The sequence below is a fragment of the Streptomyces beijiangensis genome (assembly GCF_017315755.1).
Classification (GTDB): domain Bacteria; phylum Actinomycetota; class Actinomycetes; order Streptomycetales; family Streptomycetaceae; genus Streptomyces; species Streptomyces beijiangensis.
Genome location: NZ_JAFLRJ010000553.1, coordinates 1 through 398, shown reverse-complemented (window position 1 = coordinate 398; position 398 = coordinate 1). Strand labels below are relative to the sequence as shown.

Sequence of the window (398 nt, the reverse complement as noted above, 5' to 3'; positions counted from 1 at the left end):
CTTCCGCGCTCACGGACTCACCGTCCCGGTCTGGGACCTGCCCAGCGGAGTCGGCGCCGAGGACGTGGAGAAGCCGGCGGCCGAGTTCGCCGAGCGCCTCGCCGCGGCCCTGGCCACCGACGCCCCGCTCACCGCCGACGAGCGCCGCGCACGCGGGGGCCTGACCAATCGTCAGGTCACCCTCAACTGAGGCACGGGCACGCTCCCCGGTCGTGCTGACCGCCCGGTCAGTACGACCGCCCGGCCCACATGACCGGCTTCATCCACAACTCCCTGTGAAGACAAGCCAGTCGATGACCGGAAAAGCTGAGATCGAATTTGCTAACAGCCGATCTCTTGTTACCGTTCCAGTAGCCCGGTTGCTGGTGCATCCCCCGTCGCCAGCAACCGGGTCTTTG

The 398-nt window shown here is 67.8% G+C and carries 1 protein-coding gene; it reads left to right on the top strand.

What is annotated here, in order from left to right; all coding sequences use genetic code 11:
* A partial coding sequence (locus J0695_RS36670) for a DUF5926 family protein (RefSeq protein ID WP_242553654.1) occupies nt 1-190 on the top strand: 190 nt, incomplete at its 5' end.
* Nucleotides 191-398 lie beyond the last annotated feature (208 nt).